This window comes from Rhodococcus sp. DK176 (assembly GCF_038447315.2).
Taxonomy (GTDB): Bacteria; Actinomycetota; Actinomycetes; order Mycobacteriales; family Mycobacteriaceae; genus Rhodococcus_F; species Rhodococcus_F jostii_A.
This window is the reverse complement of the sequence record NZ_CP118321.2, coordinates 7287173-7305271: the sequence shown is the minus strand read 5'-3', so window position 1 is coordinate 7305271 and position 18099 is coordinate 7287173. Positions and strand designations below refer to the sequence as shown.

The 18099-nt window shown below is 63.6% G+C and carries 15 protein-coding genes and 1 pseudogene; 5 read left to right on the top strand and 11 right to left on the bottom strand.

Annotated features, from left to right (window positions below; translation table 11 throughout):
- The first annotated feature begins 40 nt into the window (after positions 1–40).
- From PSR88_RS33945 to PSR88_RS33935, 3 genes are read left to right on the top strand one after another with little or no spacing between them, the layout of a single operon-like run.
- On the top strand, positions 41–616 hold the full coding sequence (locus tag PSR88_RS33945) for a CoA transferase (RefSeq protein WP_016885031.1): 576 nt from the start codon (positions 41–43) through the stop codon (positions 614–616).
- Between the two features lie 14 nt (positions 617–630).
- Complete coding sequence (locus PSR88_RS33940) at positions 631–1776, top strand: acyl-CoA dehydrogenase family protein (protein WP_016885030.1); 1146 nt, start codon at positions 631–633, stop codon at positions 1774–1776.
- The gene (locus PSR88_RS33935) at positions 1776–2804 is read left to right on the top strand and encodes an acyl-CoA dehydrogenase family protein (RefSeq protein ID WP_016885029.1); all 1029 of its coding nucleotides are present in this window, start codon (positions 1776–1778) and stop codon (positions 2802–2804) included. Before PSR88_RS33940 ends, PSR88_RS33935 begins: the two co-directional genes overlap by 1 nt.
- Before the next feature lie 110 nt (positions 2805–2914).
- Here PSR88_RS33935 and PSR88_RS33930 read toward each other — a convergent pair whose 3' ends face one another.
- The 9 genes and pseudogenes from PSR88_RS33930 to PSR88_RS33890 all read right to left on the bottom strand — a co-directional run.
- Positions 2915–3715, bottom strand: coding sequence for a crotonase/enoyl-CoA hydratase family protein (locus tag PSR88_RS33930; RefSeq protein ID WP_016885028.1), 801 nt, complete (start codon positions 3713–3715; stop codon positions 2915–2917).
- Positions 3716–3887: 172 nt separating this feature from the next.
- Positions 3888–4688 (bottom strand): alpha/beta hydrolase, encoded by an 801-nt coding sequence (locus tag PSR88_RS33925; RefSeq protein ID WP_237724238.1) that lies wholly within the window; start codon positions 4686–4688, stop codon positions 3888–3890.
- Between the two features lie 149 nt (positions 4689–4837).
- Positions 4838–6454, bottom strand: coding sequence for a flavin-containing monooxygenase (locus tag PSR88_RS33920; protein ID WP_011598503.1), 1617 nt, complete (start codon positions 6452–6454; stop codon positions 4838–4840).
- Positions 6455–6559: 105 nt separating this feature from the next.
- Positions 6560–8029, bottom strand: a complete 1470-nt coding sequence (locus tag PSR88_RS33915) for an aldehyde dehydrogenase family protein (protein WP_016885024.1) — start codon at positions 8027–8029, stop codon at positions 6560–6562.
- 771 nt (positions 8030–8800) lie between these two features.
- Positions 8801–9085: a YciI family protein gene (locus PSR88_RS33910; RefSeq protein WP_011598500.1), complete on the bottom strand. Its 285-nt coding sequence runs from the start codon at positions 9083–9085 to the stop codon at positions 8801–8803.
- 990 nt (positions 9086–10075) lie between these two features.
- Positions 10076–11053 (bottom strand): PDR/VanB family oxidoreductase, encoded by a 978-nt coding sequence (locus tag PSR88_RS33905; RefSeq protein WP_016885021.1) that lies wholly within the window; start codon positions 11051–11053, stop codon positions 10076–10078.
- Positions 11054–11055: 2 nt separating this feature from the next.
- The gene (locus PSR88_RS33900; RefSeq protein ID WP_029539802.1) at positions 11056–11562 is read right to left on the bottom strand and encodes a hypothetical protein; all 507 of its coding nucleotides are present in this window, start codon (positions 11560–11562) and stop codon (positions 11056–11058) included.
- Positions 11559–11882 carry a hypothetical protein gene (locus PSR88_RS33895; RefSeq protein WP_016885019.1) on the bottom strand — a complete coding sequence of 108 codons (324 nt, stop codon included), beginning with the start codon at positions 11880–11882 and terminating at the stop codon, positions 11559–11561. Before PSR88_RS33895 ends, PSR88_RS33900 begins: the two co-directional genes overlap by 4 nt.
- Before the next feature lie 382 nt (positions 11883–12264).
- Positions 12265–12522 (bottom strand): annotated as a pseudogene (locus PSR88_RS33890) (hypothetical protein); the annotation flags it as partial.
- On the opposite strand from PSR88_RS33890, the gene PSR88_RS33885 reads away from it, so the two are divergent.
- The gene (locus PSR88_RS33885; RefSeq protein ID WP_016885017.1) at positions 12468–13142 is read left to right on the top strand and encodes an MFS transporter; all 675 of its coding nucleotides are present in this window, start codon (positions 12468–12470) and stop codon (positions 13140–13142) included. The pseudogene PSR88_RS33890 and the gene PSR88_RS33885 overlap by 55 nt on opposite strands.
- Positions 13143–13680: 538 nt before the next feature.
- Here PSR88_RS33885 and PSR88_RS33880 read toward each other — a convergent pair.
- Positions 13681–14463, bottom strand: a complete 783-nt coding sequence (locus PSR88_RS33880) for a hypothetical protein (RefSeq protein ID WP_342338953.1) — start codon at positions 14461–14463, stop codon at positions 13681–13683.
- A 706-nt stretch (positions 14464–15169) separates the two neighbouring features.
- Between PSR88_RS33880 and PSR88_RS33875 the strand changes: the two genes are divergently transcribed.
- The gene (locus tag PSR88_RS33875; protein ID WP_016885016.1) at positions 15170–16876 is read left to right on the top strand and encodes a DEAD/DEAH box helicase; all 1707 of its coding nucleotides are present in this window, start codon (positions 15170–15172) and stop codon (positions 16874–16876) included.
- A 627-nt stretch (positions 16877–17503) separates the two neighbouring features.
- Here PSR88_RS33875 and PSR88_RS33870 read toward each other — a convergent pair.
- Positions 17504–17722 carry a hypothetical protein gene (locus PSR88_RS33870; protein WP_016885015.1) on the bottom strand — a complete coding sequence of 73 codons (219 nt, stop codon included), beginning with the start codon at positions 17720–17722 and terminating at the stop codon, positions 17504–17506.
- Between the last annotated feature and the right edge of the window lie 377 nt (positions 17723–18099).

The following is an 18099-nucleotide window of genomic DNA, read 5'->3' as shown; positions in this document are numbered from 1 at the left end:
GTCGACGCGATGATCGGCTTCAAACTCGTCGAGCACTTCGGTGAACTTCGGATGGGCGCGCGTGCTGACACCGGAACGAGTCCCGCATCAGACGGCGGACGGCTGGATCTGCATCATGCCGAACTCGGCGAAGAACTGGAACGACTTCTTCATCATCGCCGGCCGCGCCGATCTGGTGAACAACCCCCGCTACGCCTCGGTGAACGACCGCCACACCCACATGGGCGAACTTCTCTCGGCGATCCGTGAGGCCGTCCCGAGCCGGACCACGCGGGAATGGTTGGACTTGTGTCAGACACAGGGAATTCCCGCGTCCGACCTACTCGATCTCGCCCACGCACACGCACACGCACACGCACACGCACACGAGAACGCCTACGTCCTCGACCAGGGATTGATCACCAAGCGTGAACATCCCACCGAAGGCAAGTATTACGCCACCCGCACTCCGTTCGCGATGTCGCGCACACCGATTTCGTTCAGCCGACACGCTCCCTTACTTGGAGAGGACACCTTCACGATCCTCGAAGATCTCGGTTACTCCGCCGACCGCGTCCATGCGCTGGCCGATACATCCGTCGTGACGGCGACGTCGCCTCAGGCCACCTCCTCCTGAATGGAAGAAACATCATGACCAACCTCAGATTGGTGCCCCCGGTCTCCAGTGACCCACACGCCATGGACGACTTGCGGACCGAAGTCCGTGAGTTTCTTGCCGAGCAGCTCAGCGAAGGCAAGATCGGCCGACAGATCGACTCGTGGTTGACTGGCTGGGACGAAGACTTCACACGTGCATTGGCCGCCCGCGGATGGCTGGGCATGACCGTGCCGGCCGAGTACGGCGGCCACGATCGCCGCCACCTCGAACGGTTCGTCGTCACCGAAGAGCTGCTCGCCGCTGGCGCCCCCGTCGCCGCCCACTGGATCGCCGACCGGCAGATCGTCCCGTCGCTGCTGAAGTACGGCACCGAGGTCCAGAAGCACAAGTTCTTGCCGGCGATCACGCGCGGAGAATGCTATTTCGGTATCGGTATGAGCGAGCCGGATTCCGGATCCGACTTGGCCAGTGTGCGCACAAAGGCCACCCGAGTGGACGGAGGGTGGTCTATTACCGGAGCCAAGGTCTGGACCTCAGGTGCTCATCGCGCTGACGCGTTCATCTGCCTTGCTCGCACCGCCCAACTCGATCCGGCACATCGACACGATGGCCTCAGCCAGTTCATCGTCGATCTGCACGCCCCCGGAGTCGACATCCGGCCGATCGTGTCGATGAACGGGCAGCACCACTTCAACGAGGTCCTCCTCGACGAGGTCCTCGTCGAGGACGAGATGGTCTTCGGCACCATCGACAACGGGTGGCAGCAGGTCACCTCGGAACTCAGCTTCGAACGCAGCGGCCCGGAGCGATTCCTGTCGACGTTCGTCCTGCTCGCGAAGACCGCCGAACAGATGAAGCAGGGAACCTTGCCGCGGCAGTCGAATCTGGGCCGGTATTTCGGACGGATCGCCGGTCTGCACCAGATGTCGACCGCAGTGGCGGGCGCACTCGAGCGCCACGAGCCCGCCGACACCGCCGCAGCCGTGGTCAAGGTCCTCGGGACGTCCACCGAAGGCGACATAGCCGACTTTGCCGACCTCCTCACCGATGAATCTTCGGCTACTCACTACACCTCGATGCTCGAGGACGCCATCGTCCAACGCCCGGGATTTACTCTGCGGGGCGGCACCAACGAAGTTCTGCGCGGCGTGATCGCGCGGGGATTGGGAATGCGCTGATGCACGCACCAACCACGGTCGACGCGGACCTCACCGACATGATGTCCGCGGTCTTTTCCGCTCACCGGGAACGAAACGGGCCCGAGAACGCGATGGCCACGTGCGATCCCTCCCTCTGGGCACAACTCGACGAACTGGGTCTTGTCCGGCTGACCGGCCGCGAAGAGACCGGCGGCAGCGGCGCAGGCTGGTACGAGGCCGCGGAACTCTTGCGCGCCGCGGTGTCGCACGGGGTCCGGATTCCTCTCGCCGAACACGACCTGCTCGCCGGTTGGCTCCTCGAGGAAGCCGGCCTACCGATCGACAATGCACGCCTCACCGCATGCGTACTAGACGAGAAAGGCGTCGCCCGCGGCGTGCCGTGGGCGTCCCAGGCGGACAAGATCGTCACAGTCTGGCGGAAGAACGACACGTACGTCGTCGCCGGCCTCGAGACAACACTTTTCGACATCACCTCCCGCCCCAACCTCGCCGACGAACCCCGCGCCATCGTTTCCGCCGACACGACCGCATTGTCGGGGACCCCAGTGTCGGACTCGGTGATCCGACAACTTTTTCTGCGGGGCGCCCTCATCCGAGCGCTGCAGGTGTGTGCCGCCCTCGACCGCATCCTCCATCTCTCCGTCGCCCACACCACCGAGCGAGTGCAATTCGGACGCCCACTGGCCAGATTTCAAGCCGTGCAGAACCTGATGGCTGACATGGCAGCAGAAGCTTCCCTCGCCCGAACCGCGACCGAAGCTGCATTGACGGAAGCGGTCCGCACGCAGTGGTCGAGTGAGAACCTCGAACTCCTCATTGCCGTCGCCCGGTCGTGTGCTGGACACGCGGCATCGGTCGTCGCCCGTAACGCCCACCAGGTGCACGGTGCGATCGGCACCACCCGCGAGCACAGGCTGCACGAATTCACCAATCCCGCCCTGGCGTGGCGCTCAGAATTCGGATCCGTCCACTACTGGGACGACACCTTGACTACCGCCGCTCTCGAAGCAGGTTGCGAGAATATCTGGGGCCTCATCACCCGCTGAAGTGCCCAGGCGCCACCAGAAGGGGCACCAGGTTCGCGAACAGACAAGAAAAAAGAACTCCGTGGAAGCATCCAATTCGCATCCACGGAGTTCTTCAGTTCTCGGGCACGTCACTCGCCGGTGAAGGCGGCAGTTCTCTTCTCCATGAAGGCGTTGACTGCCTCCGTGTGATCGGTCGTCTGCTGAACCAGCGCCTGCATGGCAGCGGACAATTCGAGGAGACTGTCCAGGCTTTGGTGCTGTCCCTCGCGGAGGAGCCTCTTGGCCATCCGTACCGAGTGTGGCGGATTGGCGGCCACCCGGCCGGCGAGTGCGCGAGCTTCGTCGAGCAGCTTCTCCGGCGCAACGACACTGGAGACCAATCCCCACTCGAGTGCCTTGATCGCGTCGATACGGTCGCCCGTCAAGATCATCTCTGCCGCCCGCGCCATCCCGACGGCCTTGGGCAGCAGCCACGCGCCACCGTCACCCGGGATGATTCCCAGCTTGACGAAGCTCTCTGCAAAGAAGGCCTTACTGCTGGCAATGCGAAGGTCGCACATGAGGGCGAGGTCGCATCCGGCACCGATTGCAGGACCGTTCACTGCTGCGATGAGAGGTACGTCGCAGTTGTACATGATCCGCGGAATCCGTTGTATCCCAGCTCTGTAGCCATCCCGCTGTTCGTGAGGCTTCCCCCCGAACAATCCGCGACGATTCGCCATGTCCTTGACGTTGCCGCCGGCGGAAAACGTCGAACCGGCACCGGTGACGATGACAGCTCGCACACCGTAGTCGGCATTGACCGCCTCGACGCAGGCGACCAATGCGTCGACCACCTCCATCCCGGAAATAGGATTGCTCTGCGCCGGTCGATTAATCGTCCATGTCTCGATGAACCCGTCGCGTTGGACGAGGACTGGACTATCCATGGGTGTATCTCCTCTAACTTCACTGCGGATCGATCGTTCGACTGGTACCCGACCGGCACGCGAACGAACTCGTCAGCGGCGGTCCAGACCCGTGTAGACCGCCGCCGACGAACACCTTCACCTCTTGCCGCCGAGAACCTTCGCGTTCATACGCACACGGCGCGGGCGGACTTCAGGCGAGGCCCAACTTGAGTCGCAGCCATTGGGCAATCCGGCTCAACGCTTGATCCGCCTCGGGTGCCCGCCCCGCGTTGAAGTGAAATACATGCTGTTGCTCATCGACCACGTCGAGCACGACCTCGCCACTCACCTTCTCGATCAATTCGGCCAACCGACGTGAGTCGTCCAACAGCGTCTCATAGCCTCCGACCGATACGTACACCGGAGGGAAATCGGTGAAGTCGTTGAGCAGTGGGTTCGCCCGCGGGTCCGTTGCATCTGCGGGTTCTGAGAGAAACATCTCCCGCATCATTTCCAGAACCGCCCTCTTGGCCAATACGTCGACCGCGTCGTTCGATTCGACCGTCAACCCCTTGATCTCCATATCCAGCCACGGCGAAAGCGTGACGACGGCAGCAGGAGTGGGAAGTTCCGAGCTCGCGAGTTCGAACGCTGTCGAGATCGCGAGGTTGGCACCCGCCGAGTCGCCGACAGTCGCCGTGTACTCCGCCTTGTAACCTTGCGTGCGGAGCCACTTGTGGACGGCCATGCAGTCTTCGAGTTGGGCCGGGTGCTTGTGCTCCGGCGCGAGCCGATAGTCCACGATCAGGGCGTGAACACCCGCCAGTTTGGCGAGGTGTGCCGCGAGCTTGCGGTGTGAGAACCGTGAACCTGTCACGAACCCGCCACCGTGGGTGAAGACGATCACGCGGTCCTCGGCGGCCCCCAAAGGCTTCGCCCACGTTGCCGGCACACCGTTGGCTGTCACTTCCTCATAGGTGACTCGATGGGTTCGATGGTCGGAAGATGCCACTCTTCGAACATATCTCGCTGACTGGCGAGGTCCATTCCTTCGGACCGGGTAAGCCACGAAGCGTACAGGTCGTTGAGGAACAGGGATTCTTTGCTCACGGACATGTGTTGTTCACTTTCATCACTACTCGAGGGAGGCAAATTGACTGCTCAGGAAAGCGTGAAGCCCTTATATCCCGCACACACGGTCTCGTCCCACTTGGCCAGGTAGAGGGGAAGACCACCGGGGTAGTTCAGCAACTGCCGCGGCTTACCCGGGACGTTGGCACCCATGTACCAGGAGTCGGCTTTGTCGTAGAGCGCCTCGGCCGTCAGCTCGGCGACGTGATCGGACCAGGCAGCATCCGCGTCCGCCTCGGACTCGATACGGTTCAATCCGTTGTCCCGCATGTAGTCGATGGTATTGACGATGAGGTCACCTTGGATCTCGGCGCAGCTGGGCCCGTTGCAGAAGCCCGACGGGCTCAGTGGTCCGTAGAGGAACAGCAGGTTGGGGAATCCTGCCGTTGCGACCCCGAGGTTTGCCCGCACACCATTCGACCACTTGTCCCGGAGCAATGTACCGTCGGTGCCGCGAATGTCCATGGCGGTCAGGCCACCGGTGACGGCGTCGAATCCCGTTGCATAGACGATGATGTCGAACTCGTGCTGTTCCGATGTGGTCTTCAGCCCGGTGGGCGTGATCGTCTCGATCGGGTCCTCGTGCAGATCGACGACGCGCACGTTGTCCTGGTTGAAGATGTCGTAGTACGTCTGCTCCAGCGAGGGACGCTTCACGCCGAAGGGGTACGCCTTCTTCGTCGGCGCCAGCTTCTCGGCGATGACCGGGTCCTTGATCCGGGCACGCGTCCGGTCACGCCAGAACTCGTAGGCCGTGTCGTTTGCGTCATCATCGACGAAGACGTCTTGGTAGGTTCCGAGCCAGAACTCGAAACCGCACTCCCACAGTCGCTCATAAGTGGTGATTCGCTCCTCATCGCTCACCCCGAGGGCTGACTTGGGTATGAAGTCGAAGTCGAAGCCGGAGAATGACGCCGAACGACGACTGAATCTGTCCGCCAGATCGAACTTGATCTTCGCGTTGTCCTCGTCGGTGAGCTGGCGCTGTCGCATCGGGAGCGCCTGAACGGGGGTGCGCTGGAAGACGGTCAGCTGTGCGGCCTTCTTCGACGCCTCCTGAGCGACCTGCACACCGCTGGCGCCGGTACCGATGATGGCGATTCGCTTTCCTGCGAATTCGATTCCGCCTTCGGGCCACAGACCGGTGTGGTGGTTGATCCCTGTGAAGCTGTCCATTCCCGGGAGCTTCGGGAAGATCGGCTTTGCCGCGAATCCGGTGCACAGAACGAAGTACTTGCAGACGAAACTGCTTCCGTTCTCTGCGGTCACGGTCCAAGTGTTCGCCGTATCGTCGAACTCGGCGGAAATGATTCGGGTGTTGTAGTAGATGTCCTTGCTCAGATCGAGCTTCGCGTCGACGTACTTGAAGTAGCGGCGCAGTTCGTCACCTCCGGGATAGAGCTCGGAGAACGCGAATTCATCCCATAGGTCGGGGCGCGTGAACTGGTAGATGGGACCTTCGCTGTCCACTCGGGCACCCGGGTAGCGGTTCCAGTGCCAGATTCCGCCCAGACCCTCACCTGCCTCGACTACTTTCACCGAATAGCCTCGACTCCGAAGATTTTCGAGCTGGTACAGCCCGGCGAATCCGGCTCCTACAACGAGAACGTCGAGTACTTCGGTCACTGCTGGTGCGGCAGTGCTCATGTTGGCCTCCTCTTGATGCCAAGGGCTACTTCGGGGTTTGTCGATTGCGCTCTGTGCCGCAGAAAGTGAAGAGCTGATTGCGGGAAAGCTCGTCCGGTGCAGCTTCTAGGTCCAGCGGACATACGCAGTCTTGGTGGTTGTGAAGAAAGTACGTGCGGCCTTGCCCTGTTCTCTGCTCATGCTGCTCGAGCCTTTGAGGCCACCGAACGGCACATGTGGCTCGACACTGCTCGTCTCCCGATTGACATGCACCAACCCCGATTGTGTGCGCCGGATGAAGGTCATCGCCGTCGCGATGTCTCTAGTGAACACTCCAGAGGACAGGCCGTAGTCCGTGTCGTTCGCGGCCTTCAGCGCACCGTCGAATCCATCGACCTCCTGCACGGTCACGACTGGCCCGAAGACCTCCTCCCTGACGAGCCTGCTCGTCTCCGACACCCCGGCCAGGACTGTTGGTGCGATATAGCAAGTGTCGGAATCGAACTCCCTACCCGTAAGGAACTCGGCGTTCTCTTCGCGGGCGAGTCGCAGGTATCCGGCCACCGTGTCACGTTGCTCCACCGAGGCAAGGGGCCCGATGTCGGTGGCTTCGTCGTACGGATCTCCGACGACGAGCGCGTCAGCGTACTTCACCAGCAGTTCTCGTAGTCTGGGAGCGACGGCGCGGTCCACGTACACCCGGCTCGTCGCTGTGCAGCGTTGTCCCGTGTGGAGCATCGCGCTCTTCACGATCTGTAGCGCTGCATCCTCGACATCGGCGTCGGCGAGAACAATGGACGGGTTCTTGCCACCCAGCTCGAGCTGGACCTTGACATTACGATCGGCGACAGCCTGACGTAGTCGCGACCCGACTGCACCCGAACCGGTGAATGTCAAGGCTGCGAGTCGCGCGTTCCCGGTGAGTGCCGCCGAAAGCTTTCTACCGCTGCCCGTCACCAGATTGAGGACCCCCGCGGGCAACCCGGCTTCTGCGAGGATCCGCGTCAGAAACACTGCGGATCCGCAGGCCGGTTCTGCAGGCTTCCAGACAACTGCGTTCCCGAAACCTATTGCCGCCGCGATTTTCCATGCCGGAAGCGCGAAGGGAAAGTTCCACGGTGTGATTGCACAGACGACGCCGAGCGGCTCCTCTACCGTCATCAGCATCGTGTGTGGATCAGCACTGGGGTACGTCTCTCCACTGGGCTGCAGGATCTCACCGGCGTAGTAGCGGAGAATGGCGACACTTCGCAGAACCTCGGCGCGTGCGTCGCGGATCGCCTTCCCCATGTCCGCGGTGATCGTCAGGGCAGCGTCGTGAACGCGGCTTTCCAAGAGGTCAGCGGCAGAACGAAGAAAGTCCGACCGCTCAATCGCTGTCGTCTCGGACCACGCTGGTTGAGCACGGCCGGCGGCCGCATACGCACTCTCGACATTGCCGGGAGTCGCCGAAGCGTAGATTCCCGTCACGCGGCGGAGATCGGAGGGATCTACACGCTCGAAAGTGTCGGTGGTGGTACTCCATCGACCTGCGATGTACAACGTTCTCCCGTCAGCGATTGACGGCAACGCTGGGTGGTCCACGCTTATGGACATCTTTGTTCCCCGATCTGTGTAGGCGCAGAAATGGTTGGAAGTTCACCACCCGGCGCGGACTAGAATTGCCGAATCACCCGTCCGCGCAACGCGGCAGGCGTGCCAGTACGAAAATCTTCTCGACTACTCTGTAGTCTGTAGTTTCACCGCGGGCGGGCCGATGTCGGACTTTCCGTGCTCAGTGCAGTAGAGCGACGGTAGTCAAAGTAACTTGGGCAATCGCTCACTTGTCCCCAAACAACCTGCACTCAACACTCTTTTGCCGAGCGAAGTAGAGCCGCGACGAAACCTGGCGAGATCGAGGAGGTGGGCAGCATAGATGGTCGATCTCGCCGCCCGATTTTGGAGTCGGCGGCTTTGACCGGCGCCGAATAGACCTGTCCAACAATACAAATAAACTGAGCGGTCACAGAGTTCCACACTGATTCCGGTGAATGGTCGAATCGGGCTCCACGGCATAGACGAGCGATCTCGCCGGCACACCCGAGCTCCACTCACGACCTGACCGTCGCCCCGGTCCCGACGTCATTTGTTGAGCGAGACGGCTACGGGGTTGGCAGTGTGGTTCAGAAGATTCGAACAGCAGGCCATCCACCGCGGTCCTTCGGCTCCGTGAAGGGGCCTGACCACCAAGATCCACGCCATCAACGGATGGAACGCCCGCTGTGCGCCGTTCGTCTGAACCAACACCGCCAACCAAGTTCTTACCATGGCAGAGCGTAAAGATACTTCAACCACGAGCCACCAGGGACTGAGCGTGCCGCAGTGTCGTTAGATGCCGACGAGAGGGCCGATGACTGGATTCCATTGGTAAATGTGCTGCTCTACGACGACGCCCTGCTTGACGTAAGGATCCTCCGCAAGCAGGGAACGCAAGGCGTCTTCGCTGACCGCTTGGAACACCAGTAGGGCTCCGGCGCCGTCGGCCCAGGCGCCGGCCTCCTGCAGCACGCCTCGGGCAGCGGCATCCTTGACGAAAATCAGGTGTTCGGCATGCGCGGCCTCTTTGACCGAGGCTTCGGTGGTATACGACCAGATCACTGCGAACAAGGCCATGGTTACTCCTCAAGCGGGGGGATAGGACATGAAACGGCTCCGACTATGCACATGGAGTGCGCACCTGAGAAGGGTAGAAGTACGGATGAGGTGACTCGTGTCCCATTTCGCAACACTGGTTGCTCCATGAAGATGGTGTAGGAAACGGAGTCGGATCTGACCATCGTGTCGTAACCCAATGAAGGCAGCATCGCGTAGCTCCTCGTAAGACCTACCAAAGTCACTCGACGAAGGACCACGCGATGGCCGATGTCCACACTATCCACTTGCACCAAATCCTGATCGATCGCCTCACCGACGTCAGCCCTGATCTGCTGCGGAGTTTGTTGTCCCACGTTCATCGAGCGGGCGAGGTCACCACCGAACACGGCCGGGTCGGTGAGCGGGTCGATCACCATCGACCAGTGCCAGAACGTCCACCGCCAGCCGTGGGTGAGAATCAACAGGCTCGGGTAAGACCGTAAGACCAGTCCCCATTCCCCTCTTCCAGCGGCGGACGGGTCAATGTGAGACGGACGCGCAGCCATCGAGGACCTTGCCGGACATGGATCGGTGTGGGCTCCAGGGGGAAGGCGTGCGGGGTGGTCACGGTGTGGTTCGGTGACGAAGTGAGGGAACCTGTGCCGTCAGCCCTGTTGGCCGCGACTCGACCACGTTGGCACCGGCGGGGGTGAGCAGACTGTGTCGCTCGGGGGGTGCGGCCCAGCTGTCGAGCACACCAGTTCCCGGGGGCGTCCCAGCCGATCAGCACGTAGCGCCGGGCGATCCCGGGCCCCGAAGGTAGTCGATCAGAGTGTCGGGGACGGCTTCGAGTTCGCCGACAGCCCCGACGGGGCGCTCGCCGAATCCGTCTGCCGGGACCTCCCCTTGGACCCACCAACGCCCGGATCGTGCCCGGATCGTGCCCGCCTCCGCCCCCTGACCGCCCTCACCGTCACCCACACCACCGCCACACTCCACGGCCCTCACCTCGCCGCGGTTCCTTCGACGTCAAGCGTCGAGTACCAGTGTGGGTGTGCGGGAACGTCCGACGCAGATCATCATCGTCTCGCCCTTCTCACGATCTGCCTGAGAGAGGATCGAATCGTGATGTTCGGGAATGCCGTCGAGAACGCGGGTTTCGCAGGACCCGCAGAAGCCGTCCTCGCAGGAGTACAGGATGTCCGGGTTCGCTTCGAGGACGACTTCGAGCAGGGTGCGGTCGGCGGGCACCTTCAACGTGCAGCCGGTACGGCGCAGTTCGACGTCGAATTCGTTGGGCGACTGCCTGTCCGAGACTCCGGCTGCCGCGGCAGGGTCCGCCCCCACGACGGGAGCGCCGAACCGTTCGAAATGAATCGCCTCGTCACCGAGCACCGGACCGCACACCGACTTCACCTCTTGCAGTGGGCCTTCGGGGCCGCAGCAGTACACGGCGGTGCCGGACGGAACGTCGGCCAGGGCGGCTGCCAGGTCGAGGTTTCCGGATTCGTCTGAGGGAGTGACGTTCACCTCGCCGAGACCGCAAAACTCCTCCACGAATGCCATCGTGGCGCGGCTGCGGCCACCGTAGAGTGCGGACCAGCCGTCGTTCTCCCGCGACAGTTGCCGTGCCATCGAAAGAATGGGAGTGACCCCGATTCCACCGGCGATCAGGAGGTAGTGGGGTGCGGGCTCGAGGGCGAGGTGGTTGCGGGAGCCACGCACCGCCAGGAGATCCCCCACCCGGACACTGTCGTGGATTTCCTTCGACCCACCGCGTCCCTCGTCTTCTCTCAGGACGGCGATCCGGTAGGCGGTCTTGTCGGTGGGGTCACCGCAGAGGCTGTACTGCCGAACGGTCCCGGAGGGCAGCACGATGTCGATGTGTGCTCCGGGCTCCCATTCGCCGAGGGCGGCGCCGTCCGGTCGTTCCAGGGTCAGCGACAACACGCCATCGGATTCGAGTCGTTGTTGCCGGACCAGGAGGTGGTTGGTCTGTTGTGTCATTTTCAGATCCGCGGGGTCGTGAGAACTGGCGCGTGTGCACCCGCGGTGCGGAATCCCCCCTTGAGAACATCGACGAAGGCCGTGGCGAGATCGACCTGGGTGATGGACACCAGCATGTCGAGTTCCATCCTCAGTACTGCCACCGCTTCGGCGCCTTGCTGGCTGTCCCAGTCCTGCTGATCGACCAGTACGCCGGCGAGCAGGTTGCCCGACTGGCGGGCTGATTCGGCCATCGTGGTGGCGAAACCGACGGGGACTTGGGGCAGTACCGAGCCGATGAGAATGACCATGTCCGATTCGGTAGCCAACTCGTCGATACGGCGCGTGGTGGTGGTGTCGGCGTTGATGTCGCGCACGGCTACCTCATTCGGCGCGCGCTCGGTGACTACCTGCACCTCGGTCAGCCCCGCCGCAGCCATCTGGTCGACGAGTCTGTGACCCGATTCACCTAAGGGCACCAGTATAATTCGTGCCATATAAGACAGTCGGCGTGGTGTCATCTCGCTCATGACAACGTTCCTCGTTCCTGATCGGTCGGACGGCGCAGCTGCGGGCGGATGACGACGTGCGGACTCACCGGCCGCTGCCCGGTGGCCATCCGTCCCAGCATGTTGTCGACCTGGTCCAGGTCCACGTCGACGGAGGGCACGATTTCCAAGCCTGATCGCCCGTCGGCGAGGAGTTCGATGCTGCGTGTGACCGCATCGGGGGAGCGGCCGCGAACACCGACGATCGTGTTGGCGCCGCGTACCAGGGATTTGAGATCGAGTTCGCAGACCGGGGTCGAGCCCAGTCCGCCGATGACGAGCCGGCCCCGCTTGCGCAGCACGCGGGGGGCGGCGGCAACGGCCTCTCCCCCGAGTCCGAGCCGTCGGCGCCGCCCGCATCGTCGTGATCGGCGTGCCGGACTCGGTCGGCCGACTCGAGATCGCCGAATCACTCGGTGCGGTATCGGTGATCAACAACAACCACAGCCTCCCCGAGCTTATCCTGCGAGCGGCTATCGCGGCGATGCCGTGGTAGCCGGGGCCGATGACGACGACTGTGGAGCCTTCCGTGGCTCCGCCGGCGTCAACCGTCCAGTCGAGTGCGCTGGCGAAGGGCTGCGTCCACGCCGCGAGATCCGCGCCGAGAACCGCCGGTAGGCGATACACGAGACTGTTCGCGCTGAGCTGCATGTATTCGGCGTTGCCTCCGTGCAGGCCGGCCCCGTCGTCCGCCGAGAGAAGGCCCACTCTCCGTTTTCCCGCGAACAGATCGGTGTGTGGGCACATGCGGTAGTCCCCCATGCGGCAGGCCGGGCAGGCCTCCCGCAGACACGGCAGGTATTCCTCCAACGCGACCCGGTCGCCGGGCCGCACGTCCCACGCGGTCGACTGGGTCTCCCCACCGACACGACGGTCCCGACGACGTGATGGCCGAGCACGGTGGGCGAGTCCAGGCCGGCGACGGCAAGCGCCCCTCCGCATGGAAGACACTCACCACCAACCGCGAACTGATGTTGCTCTCACTCGCGGGGTTCGGCGGCTTCTGGGGCACCTACGGATTCGTCACCTGGTCTAACGCCCTCCTCATCAAAGGACACGGAGTCTCCGGCACCACCGCCGGATTCATCGTGGCCATCTTCGCGGGCGTGGCGGTCGTCAGCAAACCCCTCATCGGAATGCTCGGCGACCGGGTAGGCAGCGCCCGAAAGCCCGCAATCGTCATTCTCGCGCTATTCGCCGTCATCCTGATCTTCTTCGGCACGCTGGACAACGTCCCTGCACTCCTCATCGCGGCACCCATCCTCGGCCTGGTCGGATACGGATACCTGCCGTTGATCGTTGCGATGATTCCCCGCCTGGTCTCGAGCGAGGTCACCGGTACCGCCGCCGGCGCCTCCAACGCCTTCTGGCAGATCGCAAGCACCCTCGTTCCCCTCGCGATCGGCGCAGTCTTCTCTGCCACCGGCTCGTTCCTGGCAGCGTTCACCGCTCTGGCCGTCGGACCGATCATCGGCGCGGCCGTCCTCTACTTCGTCAACGAGGACGGCGGCAATCTCGCAATCGAAGAGCCGGAACCGGAACCTTCTGACGCGACCACCTAACCCCTGACCCCAACGACACGACCGCCTCCCGCCGGAGGGGGTCGTGTTCCTGTACTGCATGCACCAACCGGATCCAAGCCCGCAATGTCTTCGATATCCGCAGCCCTTCTCGTTCCAAACAATCCGTGATCCTCGCCTTCTCAATCGAGATAGAGCGCGGTTCAGGGGTAACGAGAAGCGCCAACCGTACTTTGCCACTTCACTACTCGTGTTGTCGCGCCGAAGAAGGATCACACCGAGGAATGCGCTGCAGTACACCACATGCAACGGCGGACAGGCCTGCCCCAACTGCTTACCGTGGCTGCGGTATTCAATCTCGTCGGCTTTGACGCATTCAGTACTCAGGTACCGAGCACAGGGTGTGCGCCTGGCACACGCCCGACTTCAGGAGTGGGGCGCCGTCCGGGCCGCCTCGGATCACAGCACCGTTCCCGACAGATCGCGCTGACCCCCGCCCGTCGCGACAGGCCCGACCCTCACATCGGGTGAGGGGTTCGGCCAGTGACCGGTGTCGACGTCGTCCGGGACCGCCCCATCGTTACCGGGACTTCTTTTCGGCGACCGCGGTCGCCGGGTGCACGGCGACCAGGCCGAGACCTTGGCGTCGCTTACACAGCCGCGCCAGCTCCCGATACGCGGCCTCACCGAGCAACTCCGTGAGCTCCGGCGCATACGACTGCCACACCGCCTTGGCGCCGACGTGCGCGTCCGGTGAGCCGGAGCAGTACCAGTCCAGGTCCGCGCCGCCCTCACCCCAGCCGCGGCGGTCGTACTCGGTGATCGTCGTCTTCAGGATCTGCTCACCGTCGGGTCGCTCCACCCATTCCTGGGTGCGCCGGATCGGCAGCTGCCAGCACACGTCCGGCTTCACCTCGAGCGGCTCGATGCCGCGCTCGAGCGCCATCGAGTGCAGCGCGCACCCGATGCCACCCTCGAATCCGGGACGATTGAGGAAGATGCACGCGCCCCTGTAGCGGCGGGTACGCAGCGCGGGCTCGCCCTCGAGCTCGTCCTCCTCGATGTACCCCTTCTTCCCGAGACCCTGCTTCATGAACTGCCAGTCCTCAGGTCTGAGCAGCTTCACCGACTCGTGCAACCTCTCGACATCCTCCTCGTCGGAGAAGAACGCGCCGTGCGAGCAGCAGCCGTCGTCGGGTCGGCCCGCGATGATGCCCTGGCAGGCCGGGGTGCCGAACACGCAAGTCCAGTGCGAGAGCAGCCATGTCATGTCCGCGGCGATGAGGTGCTCGGCGTTGTCGGGATCGAGGAACTCCACCCATTCCCGGGCGAAGTCGAGCGCAACCTCGGGGCTGGGCGTCATCTTGTCCGACGGCACCGGAATACCTGCTGTCACAAACCCCCACGGTAGCCGACCCACATAACAAACAAGGACTGATCCGATTCCCGTCCGAGAGCAAACAACACTCGACGCGAATCTCGCCGGCACTCCTGTGGCACCACCGCGGTGATATGCCGTCGATCATCCCGTTGCCGCACATCGGCAGCGATGCTCAGCGACACGGCCCACGATGTCCGGAACCCCGTCAGCCCGTGACGGCCGTGCCGGCCCGGGCGGCCGCGATTTCCCCGTGCGGGAGCGCAGCTCCGCCGGTGTGGCCTGACCGACCCCAACGATGCGCGCACGCGGTAGCCGGCTCGGGATACGCTGTGTGCCGTCGCGGACGCGATGAAGGCAGCGGCCGCGGGTCCCCGCGCAGCGTGGGCGGTCTTTCGATGCGATGTTCGCGGTCGCGCTGTGCTACGACCGGGCGATGATCCTCGGATTGTCATCGAAACTGCTGATCGAGATCGACCCGCCAGACTTCGTGGATGCGCCGCAAACCAATATAGAGTCGACAGAACTGGAACCATCGGCCGAACCTGAGGTTGTGGAGACTATCGACGTAGATCATCGACCTGCCGTTGCATCGGCCCCCGCGCCCCCTGCGACAGCCCGCGTTTCGTCGGCGCCAGCCGTCGCCGCCACACCGGCCGCAGTCGATTCGCCCTGGGGATAGCCGACGCTCATGGCTGCACGGAAGACCACCCAGCGACGCTCCAGTCCCAGACGAGCCAGCGCCGCGCCGCTGACACCCACCCCGGGGCACGGGGAGCAGATCTGGATCCTCGATGTCCCTTACCGGGCATCCGCGCCCGGCGCCAAGTACTACAAAGCGCTCACAGCGTATGCCTACATCGGCACTCAATTGCCTGACGAACTCGCCGTCTACGCGTCGAAACCGTACTCGTACGCTCGCTGGGTCGAAGAGGACCTCAACGGCGTGCGGCAACCGGGCGCCACTGGTTTCCACAAGACACCGCGGCCAGAACAGGTGGACGCCGCGAAGGTGATCGCGACGGCCTGTCACCACGGCAAGCGCGGATTCTTGTTGGCCGACGAGCCCGGTGTAGGCAAGACCGGCAGCGCGATCATCGGCGCGAAGGCTGCGCTGAAATCAGGGGGCGGTGACACCGTACTCATCACCGTGGACCGGCCGGCCCAGATCACCATCGCCGCGTGGCGCGACGCCCTCGCTGCGTTCGGCGACGGGGGCTATCGGTGGCTGATCATCTCCCCGGACCAGCTGAAGAAGTTGCTCGGACGCAACGGCCAACCGAAGTACTCCTTTTCCCTCATCATCAATGACGAGGCACAGCAATTCAGGCACCTCACGGCCCAGCGCACCCGGTACCAACGGCGTATCAACCGCCTCTCCGCATCACCGGAGAAGGCGCCGTTCGTGATCACCGTCACGGCGACGCCGGGTCATCACCCAGGCGAATACACCTACTTGTCTTCGCTTTTCGCGCAACTGCACGATGACCCGCCGGGCGAGTGGGCCGATCTCGGTAAGAAGCTGGTCGAGCATGGACTTCCCCTGGCTCCCGGGTGGGACAAGGGGAAATGGGACTGGAACGACCAAGCAAAAGATTCTCAGAGGCTGCAGCGTCAGGCCGTCACCCGCGTCCGGAAGTGGATGACCGACTGCGACCCGCCCGTCATGGTGCATCGCGACGCGCCCTGGGGGCCGCCACCGATCGACGGCTTGCCACTCGACTTCACCGCCACCCAATGGGCTGCGTACCACCAGGACTGGAGTGAGTTCCGGAGCGCGATGAGGATCGCCCGCCAGGGGAACGACACCGCCCGCGGCCGTGCCGCTCTGATGCGGTTCCGGCAGAAGGCAGGCATGCTGAGAGCCCCGCAGACCGCCGAGTTGGTAGCCGCACACGTCGAACGCGGCTACCAGGTACTCGTCGCCGTCGAATTGGTCACCACGGCCGCCGACCTGGTAGCCAACCTCCTGGAGGAGCACGGCATTGGCGTCTCACGCATCTTCGGCGGGGGCGATCTCGAGACGGAACGCATGAGATTTCAGCGCGGCCACAACCCGGTGGTGGTGTTCAACACCGCATCTGCGATCAATCTGCAGGCGTCCGAGTTGATGGTCGACGGTTCCCGCGCCTCATCGGCACGTCGCATCGGCTTCTTCCACCAGCCTCGCTACTCCGGAATTGCCGCACGCCAAACGATGGGTCGTGCGCACCGCGACGGGCAGGTTTGCTCATGGTCACTCCTGTTCGCCGCCGGGACGGTGGAGGAGCACGCGGCTCGGATCATGATCAATCGGCTCATGGTGACATCAGCCAGTGTCGATGGCGATCTCGGGGCGTTCGGGAAGCTCGCGCGGCTGTTCGACGCAGACTGGCTTCCCGAAAGCATGTTCGAGTAGGAATGATGCCTGACCAGGGATCTCTGCAATCGAAAGTGAGCGGATGTACACCAGGGCGCATACGGATCGTCAGCATCAGCGCCCAGGCGTGATGCACCGTGCATCACGCCCGCCGCCAGCGGCGGCACCAGCGTCACCAGCACGGGGACACCCACGGTCTGCGCACCAGGCTCCGACGGACGCAATAGGTGGAAGGCATGGAACTCAGCGAACCACCCGCGTCGGCAAGCGCTGGCCGTTTTCCGCGAGTCAGCAGATTGACGGGCAGGTCCGGACGGCGACGCCACCACGGGCGGCGCCGGTCCTCGATAAGCGGCTCGTCAGCACTGCGGGTGAGCTGAGGGAGTCAACCTGGCGCCGCCGTTCGGGGTCACCTGAGCGCCACCCGCGCTCCCTTGCCGATTTGTCCAATTCCCCCTGGTAGAAACTGGCAATGAATCTTCCGGCGGATACGGCAACTGGACCCGGCGGACAACATCCCTGAAATAGGCGCCCACTCGTGGCCTCGCAGCAGTCTGGCAGTCCTGATCGCCGATCGAGCGTCCGGTCCCCTCGATCGGCTCACGGATGGCCTGTGCCACCCCGCCGAGGGAGACGGTGTGTCGGTCGTGGTCCAGTTGGTACCGCCTACCCCGCCGGCAGTGATCCCGGACCGACGGCGCTTTGCGCCCCGCTGCCGCCGTGCTCGAGCAGCAACCGCGGGAGGTGTTCTCCTGTGAGCCGGTCGCCCAGACCGGGCGTGGCGGTCTCGGACACGACGAGCCAATCACGGCTGCGGGCCCGAGCCTCCGCCGCGTTGAGCATGACCGTCTTCCCGACGGCGTATTCAGTCGGTCGACTCAACATTCCTGGAGGAATGGTGTTGTGGACGGTGTTCAAGGGCCGGCCGCCGATCGGGCGGCAAGCGCGGGAGCCGTTCTGTGAATATCTGCGGGCGGGGCAGGACACGGTCAGCGCAGCGTGAGGCCCTCCGACGACACCTCGAGATCCCCGCTCAGTCACCCGAGAACGCCCACTGCCCGGTTCCACCTCGATCCCCTATTTCGTCGGCTGGACACCACTCCGGCGCAGCCCGAAGAAGCGCGGGCAGCACAGAAGCGGCTGCTGTCGACGGCTATTCCGCGACGGTGATTATTTAGCGAAAGTGACGTATCGATGTATAAACCGACCACCTGCTCTGTGGACCACTGCCGACGGGGTGACCTTGTTTCCACAGACTTTCG